This is a genomic window from Chondromyces apiculatus DSM 436 (assembly GCF_000601485.1).
Classification (GTDB): domain Bacteria; phylum Myxococcota_A; class Polyangia; order Polyangiales; family Polyangiaceae; genus Chondromyces; species Chondromyces apiculatus.
On record NZ_ASRX01000032.1, the window covers coordinates 85,446 to 96,264 of the forward strand.

6 protein-coding genes are annotated in these 10,819 nt (G+C 74.1%); 4 read left to right on the forward strand and 2 right to left on the reverse strand.

Translation table 11 applies throughout. From position 1 onward, the window contains the following. Positions 1-16 precede the first annotated feature (16 nt). Entirely contained in the window at positions 17-4,678 is a 4,662-nt protein-coding gene (locus CAP_RS21215; protein ID WP_044243983.1) for a HEAT repeat domain-containing protein, read from the reverse strand. A 352-nt stretch (positions 4,679-5,030) separates the two neighbouring features. On the opposite strand from CAP_RS21215, the gene CAP_RS50720 reads away from it, so the two are divergent. From CAP_RS50720 to CAP_RS21230, 4 genes are all read left to right on the forward strand, one after another. Continuing rightward, positions 5,031-5,180, forward strand: a complete 150-nt coding sequence (locus CAP_RS50720; RefSeq protein WP_156041005.1) for a hypothetical protein — start codon at positions 5,031-5,033, stop codon at positions 5,178-5,180. 187 nt (positions 5,181-5,367) lie between these two features. Further along, positions 5,368-6,288 carry a JmjC domain-containing protein gene (locus CAP_RS21220; protein WP_197041287.1) on the forward strand — a complete coding sequence of 307 codons (921 nt, stop codon included), beginning with the start codon at positions 5,368-5,370 and terminating at the stop codon, positions 6,286-6,288. Beyond that, positions 6,285-7,472, forward strand: coding sequence for a hypothetical protein (locus tag CAP_RS21225; RefSeq protein ID WP_044243988.1), 1,188 nt, complete (start codon positions 6,285-6,287; stop codon positions 7,470-7,472). Before CAP_RS21220 ends, CAP_RS21225 begins: the two co-directional genes overlap by 4 nt. Before the next feature lie 9 nt (positions 7,473-7,481). Beyond that, the gene (locus CAP_RS21230; RefSeq protein WP_044243991.1) at positions 7,482-9,392 is read left to right on the forward strand and encodes a YcaO-like family protein; all 1,911 of its coding nucleotides are present in this window, start codon (positions 7,482-7,484) and stop codon (positions 9,390-9,392) included. A gap of 133 nt (positions 9,393-9,525) precedes the next feature. Here CAP_RS21230 and CAP_RS21235 read toward each other — a convergent pair whose 3' ends face one another. Then, on the reverse strand, positions 9,526-10,758 hold the full coding sequence (locus CAP_RS21235) for an arginase family protein (protein WP_044243993.1): 1,233 nt from the start codon (positions 10,756-10,758) through the stop codon (positions 9,526-9,528). Positions 10,759-10,819 lie beyond the last annotated feature (61 nt).

The following is a 10,819-nucleotide window of genomic DNA, read 5'->3' on the forward strand; positions in this document are numbered from 1 at the left end:
CCTGCGGGCAGCGCTCTCAAGATGCCGCGCTCCCTGCGCTGCTGCCGCCGCTGCGGCCCCGGATCTCGTCGAGGATGGCGTCGATGGCCTCACGGCGGTCGGGCCGGAGGCGGGCACGGCCGCCGAGGAGCGGGGCCACGGCGGCCTGCCCGAGCGCGAGCAGCCCCTCCCGCGCCGCGCGCGCGACCCCGGCGTGGGGGTGGAACAGGCGCTCGGCGATCGCCGCGGCCGACTCCGCATCGCCGCCGAACGCGAGGACGCGGAGCGCCAGGCGCACGGTCGTGGGATCGGGGTCGTCGAGCAGCGCCCGGGTGGCGCGGAGGTAGCGCTCGCGCGGGGCCAGCGCGCGCAGGAGGCGGTGCGCGTGGAGGCTCACCCGGCGCGACGGGGAGCGCACGTGGCGCTCCAGCAGGGTGAGGACCCGCTCGCGCGCGGAGGCGGAGAGGGGGCCGTCGCGGTCCGCGAAGTACGTGAGGAGCAGGCGCGCCTTCTCCGGATCTGCCACGTCGAGCGCCGTGTCGAGCGCGCGCTCCACCGCGGCGCGCAGCGTCGGCGCGAGGAGCGCCAGGAGGCCGGGCGACGCCGCTTCGGCCTCGGCGAGGGCGCGGAGCGCCGCGGCGTCGGTGGGGCGCACCATCCCCGAGAGCACGCGCGAGACCAGCGCCGGTGGCTGCTCGCGCAAGGCGTCGAGGATCGCGCCGAGGACGGCGTCGCGGTGTGTGCCGGACAGCGCAGGCGCGAGAGCGCGGAGGAGCACCTGTGCGTGCTGCTCGTCGTACCAGTCGGTGAGGCGGGCGAGGAGCGACAGGGCTCCAGGAGAGGGCTCCGCCGACGCCCACGCCGCGATCGATGGCCCGAGGCCCGCCGCATACAGGAGGCCCGCCCCCGCCGTGCGCGAGGAGAAGCGGAGCCAGGCCCCGATGGCCTCGGGGCTGCGGGCGAGACGCGCGAGGTCGGCGAGCACCGCGGGCAGGGCACCCGGCGCGCCGACGACATCGAGGAGCGCGACCTCACCGGCGCGGAGCCGGGCCTCGACATGCGGCAGGACGTGGGCAGCGGGGAGTGCACGCAAGGCGTCGCGGGCTGCGGCGGAGGCGCGTGGATGGGGAGAGGACCGGAGCGCGAGCAGCAGCGGGACGCGGTCGGCCGGGGGGAGCGCCGCCAGCGGGCCGAGGAGGCGGAGCGCCTCGGATTCGGTCGTCGCGCCCGCCACGGCCGCGGCCACAGCAGGGGCATCCTGCGCATCGAGCGCGAGGTGGAAGGCACCGTGGAGCGCTCCCGCCATCCAGGCATCGCGCACGCGCGCGCGGTCGTCACGGTCGCCGGTGCGGGCGAGCGCCTCCGCCGCGGCCTCGCGGACGTCGGGGTGAATGTCACCGAGCCGCGACCGGAGGAGCGCCAGGTCCGCGCTGCGCATGGCGGTCAGCGCCACGAGCGCGCGCGCGCGGACCTCGCCGCGCGCATCGCCCTGCGAAAGCTCGCGGAGCGCCGGTGCGGCGACCTCGCCGAGGAACGCGAGATCCACGAGCCCCGGCGCTCGCTCCAGGGGGCTCTCGGCCACCCACCGCTCTGCGAGCGCCCACGCCGCGGCGGCCCCGGAGCGTTCGGCCACGAGGCGGGCGACCACCGCGAGGGAGAGCGCCTCCCGACCCTCCAGCGCCGCGCGCAGCTCCTCCTCGCGCCCCGCGTCGATCCACGCCCGGAGCAGGGCAGGGCGTTCGGCCGGCGGCGTGGACGTGAGCGCCGCCTCTCCCGCGAGCCGCAGCACGGAGGCCGCCCGGGCGCGCACGGCGGGGCGCAGGTCGAGGCTCAGGGAGCGCGCGGTCGCCGGGCCGCTCCGCTGGACGAGCGCGGCGAGCAGCGGTCCATGGCGTGGATCGAGCGCGCCGCGGCCATCCACGAACGGGAGCACGCGGCACAGGACCGAGGGATCCGTCGCCGTGGCGAGGAGCGCGATGGCATCACCGCGCGTCACGGCGTCGAGCTGCGGCAGGAGCGCGGCGAGGACGCGCTGCTCGGGCACCGTCAGCCCCGCGGCGCCGAGCGTGTCGATCCCCGCAGCCCCCACCGCCTGGATGCCGGTGACGAGGTCTGGCGACGGCGCCGCGGTGAAGGGGGCCTCCCGGAGCCGCGCCCGCAGCGCCGCGGCGCCGCGTAGGTCGTCCGCGCGCGCGAGACCTGTCCGCAGCGGGTCCTGAGGCGCCACGTCAGCCTCGCGCGGGATGCGCTGCCCGGCGCGGCGGCGGCGAAGCTCGGCGTCGAGTTCCCCGCATGTCCCCGCGCGGTGGGCGCCGTTCACCGCATACGCCTGCTGGAGCAGGACGGTGGGGAGGTCGGGCCGGCGCGTCACGAGCGCGGCAAGCTCCGCCGGCGTGAAGGCGCTCGCGAGCGTGGACGCGAGCAAGGCCTCGCTGCGCGGCTCCCCTGCCGTGGCGAGCCGCTCGACGAGCAGCGCCCGATGGAATGGCCCCGCCAGTGCGCGGAGCGCATGCGCGACGAGATCCCGGTAGCCCGGCTGGTCATGGCGCGCGAGCACCTCGACGAGCGCCGGGATCGCTGCCGGGTCGCGGCTTCCGACGAGCGCTTCGGCGGCCGTCTTCTTGAGGTTCATGTTCGGATGCGAGAGCCACCCGGCGATCGTCGCCCCGGTGCCGGGCACCGCGGCGCGCCCGAGGGCGATCAATGCCTGACGGGCGACGGGGTGCGGCGCCCCGGGGTCGAGGTACGGCACGACCCAGGCGGCGCACGCCGGCCCCGCTGCTGCGAGGCAGGCCAGGGCGCGCTTGCGGATCTCCGGGCTCTCCCGCCGCAGGAGGGGCCGCACCACGCGGACGAGGTGCGGGTGATCATGACCGATGACCGCATCGAGCAGCAGGGTGGTCTCCGCGACGGAGTCGGGCCGGGGACGCAAGCGCCGCAGGGCAGCCTCCGCGACGATGGCCGCGCCGGGATCCGCCGCACCCTCCAGACACGCGAGCGGCGGCTCCGGCGTGGCGAGGCGCTGCCCCAGCGCGCGCAACGCCGCGACGGTGACCTCCCGAACGCCCTCGTCGCCATCGGTCAGGAGCGCGGCGAGTGGGTCGATCGCGAGCGGTCCCCCGGTGCGGCCGAGGGCGCGGATCGACGGGGCGCGGAGCGGGTGCCCGGGGGCCGCCGCGATGGCGGCGAGCGCCTCGATCTGCCCTGCGCTGGCGTACGCCGGCAGGGCTTCGAGCGCCTCCGCGGAGATCGCTCCCCGCAGGGCGGCCGCCGCGAGCACCTGGGGGGAAGGATCCAGCCGGAGAAGGACGGAGAGCGCCCCCGGGAGCCAGGGTGGTGGCGCCCCGTCGAGCACCTTCTGCAACCGCGCCACCGTGGCGGCGCCGCCCACCCGCCCCAGGGCCTCCAGGCACGCCTCTGGCTCGGCATCGAGCCTCGCCAGGATCACGGCCTCGGCCGCGCGCTCCTCCAGCCTGCCCAGCGCCCGGATCGCGGCCCGACCCAGGACAGGATCGGCCGCGCTCCCCGCCAGCTCGACGAGCCGCCCGAGGGTCCTCCGTGTCCCGAAGGCCGCGAGGAGCCGCGCGATCCTCTCCTTCGACGCCGCCCCCGAGGCGTGCTGGTCGATTGCCGGGACGAGCGCATCGGCGCGGCTGCTCGTGCACTCCGCGGCGGCTTCGAGGGGCAAGCCGTCATGGGCGAGGACGAGGGCGATCAGCCGGCGTGCCTGATCCTCGTCGGGTGAGATCCCGCGCCGTTTCAGCCCGCGCAGTGCCTCGATCGCTTCGCGGCCAGCCCCTGGAGGATCCTCCTCCGCCAGAGCGAGCAACGTCTCTGCATCCTCTGCATCGCCGAGCGTGCCGAGCGCGCCGAGCGTCGAGATGGCCGCGCGCCGCGCGGAACGGGCCACGGCCTTGCCCGTCGCGAACCGTCGCACCCAGGCCCTGTCACCGCGTGCTGCCGCGAGGCGCACGGCCGCGAGCGCCACCTCTTCCCCCTCCATCCACGCGGCGAGTGGCGGGCACGGCAGGCCCTGCGCCCAAGGCTCCGCGGCCAGCCCGAGTGCGCGTGCCGCCACGGCCTCGGACGAGCGCCGCGCGATGTCGAGGAGCACCTCCTCGGCGGCTCCCGGGGAAAGAAGCGCCCCCGAGAGCCCGGCGCGCGCCATGGTGATCGCGATCTCCTGCATCGCCGGCTGCAGGTGGCCCGCTGCCCGGCGCCAGAGCCCGGAGGCGAGCGCGCGCTCGACGGGCGCGTCGGCGACGGCGCGCAGATCCAGCGCCGTCGCCTCGCCACGCGAGAGGCGCTCTGGCGACGCGAGGAGCTGCGCGCACCGGAAGCGGCACGCGATCTCTGTTGGGAGGTCTCCAGGGAACTCCGGGATCTCCAGGGGCAGGCCCTCGATGACCAGCTCGGCGAGCACTTCCTGCGCCTCGTGCGCGAGCGTGAAGAGGGCGCGGGGCACGCAGCCCGCGAGTGTGCCAGGCTCGTCCTCGCCTTCTCGGACGCGTGTCGCGAGCGCCGTCGCCGCGGCCAGCGCCTCGGCTGGATCGGCCGAGATCAAGCTCTCCCGGAGGAACGCGAGCGGCGGACGGAGCGTGCCGAGCATCCAGATCCGGACCTCGGCGCGCACGGCTTCGTTCGACACCGCCCCGCTGGGGTCGGAGACGGCGCCGCGGCCTCTGGCGAAGGGCTCCATGGAGGGGTCCGTACCCCAGGTGGGTGCCCGGGACCAGCGCCGGAGAACCGGCGTGCGTCGCGTCCCGCATCCCCGGATACGCGCGTGAAGATTGCGTACGCCCAGGCGCGTGCGTCGGCGCGCATTCAGCTCTACAGCCGGACCGCTCTTCAATGCACGTTTCGGGTCGATCCCATTCGAACAAGCGCCATTTTACAGCCGCGCGACGATGGCGCGATAGCGCAGTGTGCGGCCGTCATACCATAATGAATGTGCGCACGGTCAAATCGCTCGCACCATGCAGCCTGCTCCGATAGGGTCGTCGACACCCAGACTGGCAATCGGGCCTTTCTGGTGAACTGGAGACATCGCAATGGCAATCAAGTCCAAGAGCACGAAGGCGCCCGTGGCAGAGAAGTCGGGCGAGCAGGAGCCGAAGATCAGCGTCCGCAAGCTGACCATCAAGACGAACGTCAAGGCCCAGCAGAGCCGCGGCTACGCCGTCGCGTCGACGTCGAGCTGACGATCGACGTCCGGCGGGGTCGCGGCCGCGGCCTGAGTCCGGGCGATTTCGTCCCGTGTGATTGCCCGGGGGGTGGTCCGGCGCCGGCCTGCCTCTCGGGCTCGTTTCGAGGGCCGGCGGGCAATGCAATGCCCGACGCAGGATGAGGCTCCAGACAGAGCGGGTCCCGATGCCAGCTTCGAAAGAGATGACGACCATAGGGCTCGAACGGCTGATCGAGCCCGCCTCGCTCGACGATTTTCGCGAAGGAGACGCCTGGCGTTATCCCCAGCTCGGACGCGGACCGCTCGCGCGCTTCCCCGAGCTGCTCGCCATTCCCGAACTCTTCGACCTGTCCCGGCTGGCGGCGGTCTACAACGACCCCATCCCGGTCTGGATGCCGGAGCGATGGATGAAGAATGCGGCCCACCGCGGGCTCTACGGGACGTTCTTCGCGCCCGAGTCCGCGCTGCGCCTGCACCGGCTCGGCGCGACCCTCTTCTTCCCGAACGTCGAGCGCTTCATCCCCCAGGTGCGGCCGCTGCTCGCGCGGCTCGAGCGGGACCTCGGCGTCGTCGACGTCTACAAGAAGAGCGTGTTCAACGTCTTCGCCTCCGCGCCCGGCGCGGGCGCGGTCGCCCATTTCGATCCGGAGATCAACTTCGCCGTCCAGCTCAAGGGCAAGAAGCGGTGGTGGATCTCGGACAACACCCACATCCAGTTCGCCCCCTCGGCCTACAGCGTGCTCGACACCGAGGCCACCATGGGCCCCGCCTTGCGCGCCGCCTGGGGCACCGCGCCCAGGCCGAAGAAGCTGCCCGGGAAGCCGCGCGTCCTCGACGTGGAGGAGGGCAGCGCGCTCTACTTCCCCGCGGGCTGCTGGCACAAGACGAAGACCCTGGAGGAGTCGATCCACGTCGTCCTGGCCATCTGGCCGAAGAGCTGGATCGGCGTGCTCGCGGACCGACTCCGCGCCTCGTTTCCGCAGCGGGTGTCCTGCACCTCGTCTCAGGCGGAGCGCCTGGTCGAGCAGGTGACGGAACGCATCACGGCGCTCCGCGCCAGCGACCTCGTCGAAGGTCGTCGTCCCCGCCAGGCGCGCGCAGGGCGCCGTTCGGAGGCCCGATGAGCGACTTGCTCGGCTTGCACCGGCTGGTCTCGCCCATCCCCCTCGACCGGTTCAAGCGCGATTGCTGGGGGCGCAAGGCTGCCGTCGCGCGTGGTCCCGTGGGGCGCTTCGGGGCACTCTCGGACTTGCCGGAAGTGTGGAGCGCCGAGGCGCTGGTGCTCGCCCAGAGGGGGCCGATCACGGTGGGTTATCCCCGGCCGTGGCTCCGCGGCGTCCGCCCCGCGGTGGCGCCGACCGCGGACTACCCGGCGGGCGAGGGCCTGGTCCTTCATCACCTGGGTGCGTCGCTCTACGTGCGGCATGTCGAGCGCCTCGATCCTCGCCTGAACAGGGCGCTGTCGAGCCTGCGCGGGACCGTCGGGTCGACGACGCAGGTGCGCTGCGACGTCCTCCTGACCGGCGGAGCCTTGCCCGCAGATCCGTCGCTCCCAGGCGGCCCGATCTTTCTGGTGCACCTCCGCGGGGAGCAGCGCTGGAAGGTCGACGGGGAAGTCCTGGGCGCGACCCCGCGCGCCGCCCGCCCCGGTCCAGCACCGCGCACGGCTGCGCGAAGCATGCAGGACCGCCAGGCCCCGCGGCGCGCGCCGGGCACGCGGAGGGGCACGGAGGTGTCCACCCGGCCCGGCACGGTGCTCTACCTGCCGGGGGGAGCGGCTCGGCTCACGGCGTCCACCGAGGGGGCGATGACCCTGGTCCTCTCGGTGCCTCCCCTGTCGGCCATCGAGCCCGTCCTCGCGCGCGCCACGGAGATGCTGCTCCGGGTCGAGGCCCTCCGCGCCCCGGCCCTGGTGCCGCCCACGACCTCGGGCAAGCGGAAGTCCCTCGCGTCTGCAGGGGAGGCCTTGAAGTCCCTCCCGGGGGCGCTGCGCGGCCTCGACCCGCGCCGGCTGCTCGCGGCGAGCCGGGGGCGCCGCTTCCTCCGGACCCCGGGCGTGCGCGCGAGCCTGCGGCACCTCCCCGGCCAGGCTGGGACCTCGGTGCTGAGCGTGCGCTCCCGGCGCGAGCCCCCGACCGAGGTGACGCTCGACGCCACCTTCGCCGAGGCCTGCGCCTGGATCCTGGAGCAGCGCCCCGGGTTCTGGGAGCAGGACGCGCGCCTGGCCCTCGGCCTCGACGGCGAGAGCCTCACCGGCTTGCTCGACGCCCTGCAGCAGGCTGGCCTGCTGCACGAGCGCAGCGCGTGAGGTGTCCACGTGAAGGCGGCCAGCAGCTCCGGTGATCGCCTCTCGCCTGCGGTGCGGAAACGCCGGCTGCGTGGTGGGGGCTGGCTCTTGCTCGGACCTCACCTCTCGGTCTTCCAGGTCGACCGGTTGCCCACCGCGCGCGCGCCGATGGGCGAGGCCGACCTGCAGCTCTTCCGTCAGCTCGGGCTCATCGTCCCCGCGGCTCTCCCTCCCGCGCCAGCCCGTGCAGCGCGGCGAGGGGCGCCGGAGCGCGCGCTCCTGCCACGCTTCACCGGCCTGGTCGTCGTCCACCCGAGCGCCAGGGGGAGGGCCGCGGCGGCGCTCCTCACCCGCGCCCTGACCGACGTGCGTGGCGCATTCACCGCGGCCACCCCGGCGGTGCTGCGCAAGGCGCCCGCAGGGAGCCTGGTGATCTGGATGGGCCAGACCGAGCCCACGGCGCCGCGCGAGGTCGTCGAGCCCCTCCTGCGCCGAGGGCTGCGGGTGCTGTGGTGCGGTGAGAGCACCGCGGGCCTCCAGGTGGGCCCCATCTTCGAGACGGTCGCGGACGTGCAGCGCTACAGCGAGGCCACCGCGCAGCGCGGCACCGCGGAGGCGCTGCGACGGCTCGGTTTCCGCGAGGCATGGCCTCTCTCGCTCCTCGATCGCACCCTGGCCGATCCACGCCCCGTGGCCCGCGCGATCCGCCGTGTCATCGTCGAGCCGCGGAGCTGCGTGCTCCTGCCCTCCAACCGGAAAGTCATGCTCTGGACCGAGGTCCGCTCCGGATCGGTGCCGTACGCCGAACTGAAGCGTCGACAGACATGGCCGAAGGGCCTCCTCGCCGATCTGACCGTGGAGCGCCTGCCCGGGGGGGCCTTCATGGCCACCTGCGCCACGCCGTGCCGCGGCATTGCGTCCCTCGAAGGGTGCAACGGCAAGGGGCTCGACCGGCGCCATGCCTTGCTCACCGCCACAGGTGAGGCCATCGAGCGCTTCTCGGCCGCCGAGGTTGGCCTGCACCTGACCCACGATCCGCCAGCTCCGAGCGCGTATCCCCTGAGTGCCTTCCACCCGCGCGAGGACCGACGCTACGAGGCTCACCTCCTGGCTGGCTCGCCCGACCTCGCTGGCTACCCGGCCGTCGACGAACTCACGGGTCGGCAGACCCGCGTCCCCGAGTGCCTGGTCCCGTTCCCCTACCTTCCACCCCGCAACCGCCCCGCCTTCTCCAGCGACACGGCAGGCCTCGCAGCCTTCCCGGATCGTGACGGGGCGATCCTGCGCGGCGCCTCCGAGATCCTCGAACGGAACAACTTCTATCCGCATTTCCTCCACCAGCGCCCGGCGCTCCAGCTCGGCGCCGAGCGCGGCGCGCTGGGCCCGCGCGTGGCCGATCTCGTCGCCCGCCTCGAACGCCGCCTCCCCGCGCGGGTGTGGCTCCTCGAATACCCCGAAGCCCACCGCCTCCCCATCGTGCACGCCTTCCTGCTCGACCTCCGGGCAGGGCACATGAGCCGGGGAACCGGCGCCGGGGGCAGCCTCGCCCACGCCGCGGAGCGCGCGCTGCTCGAAGCCTTGATGACCCGCGCCCAGCACGAGCACCTCCGCCAGAACCCCGAGCTGCGCGCGGAGCCCGGCTTCCGTGACTGGGCCCACCCGGCGACGGTGCGCGCCCTGGCGGCGTACCTCGAACGCCAGCCCAGGGCTGCCAGCACCTCTCACCCTGCCCCGGACGACGCGGCGCTCCTCGACCGCATCAAGGCTTTCCTGCGCGCGGCCGAGATCCCGCTGCTCGTGGCGGATCTCCCGTGCCCGGTGCAGGGCTGGTCTGCCGTGCGGGTGCTCCTCCCGGGCATGACCTGCCACGCGCACCCCTCCCGCAGCGCTGGCGGGCGCGTGCTCCTCGACGCCCCGCTCCGCGTCGGCATCCCGACCTGAGCGCCATGCCATGCCAGGACTCCGTTTCCCAAGCTCGTCCCCGGTCCTCGGCTCGGCGTTCGCGCGAAGGCACGGGGGTAGCGACCATCGGGAGCGCAGGGACCGAAGGTCCCTGATCCAGGGTACGCAGTACCTAGGCGTAGAGGTAGCTGGTCAGGCGCTCGTGGGGCACCCTGGCGAGCAGCAGCTCGAGCACGTAGCGGGCGACGATCTCGGCGGCGTGGTTGACGCGACTGTCTTGCCTGGCCACCTCCACGAAGTCGGCGCCCACGATGTGCAGGTGGCGCGCCGCGTGCTGGATCAGATCCAGACCCTGGTAGTACCCGATGCCGCCCAGCTCTCGCGTGCCCGTCTCGCGCGCCAGGTGTGGCGCCATGCAGTCCACGTCGAAGCTCAGGTACCAGGGCAGATCGCGCGGGACGCCCGCGAAGACCTCCCGCGGGGAGCGACGCGACAGCTCCCGCGCGCTCACGAAGCGGATCCGCGGATCGGTCCGCTTCCGGTGCGTGGCCGGGATCACGTCGAGTGTCCGCAGGCCGAGCTGGAACAACCGGCGGATGCCCGGCTCGCGCATTGCCAGGGCGAAGACGCTCGCGTGCGAGTGCGGCCCGGACTGGCTCGGATCGAGGTAATGGTCATGGTGGGCATCGAAATGGAGAATGCCGATCTCCGGGTGGTGGCGGAGCAGCGCCCGCAGCGGGAACAGGGAGATCGCGTGGTCGCCGCCCAGGGTGACCGGTACGAAGCCGCGCTTCAGGGCCGCGTCGACCACGAACTCGAGGCGCGCGCCGAACGCGGCGAGCCCTTCTCCGGGGACCCGCCGCACGTCCCCCAGATCGAGCGTGGCGAGCGACTGCGGCAGGGTGTAGACGCGTCTCGCGTCCACATCGAGCAGGCGCGTCTCGGCCTCCACCGCGGACGAGGGCCCGAAGAAGCGGAAGCGCTCGCGGATCAGCGCGGGCCCGTGCTGCGCCCCGGAGGCGGCGTGCGAGCCGTGCTCGGAGGGAGCGCCGATCACCGCGAAGGCCCGCTCGGGCGTGCGGCGCTCCAGATCGCGGAGCCCGCCGGGCGAGCCAATGGCGGGGCCTCGCCCCACGCCGACGAGCGGCCCCTCGTCCCAGTCCTCCGCCTCGGCCTCGGGCACGAGCACCCGCGCCGCGAGGAACGCTTCGAGATCGCCCCTGGCGACCTTCGACAGACGTGAGAGGTGGGGCAGGGGAGATGGCTCCAGGAAGGGATCCAGCGCGCGGGCAGCGCGCGCGCTCACCTTCAACCTCAGCCCGAGCCCGTCGTGGAGCAGCAGGTAACCCCGACCCTCTCGCTGGCAGATCAGCCCTGGCAGAGCGACGTAGCGCGGGGCAGTCATGAGCCGATACCTTACCGCTCATCGCGACGCGTGTTCGAGAAGAGTCGCGCTGCTGACGAGG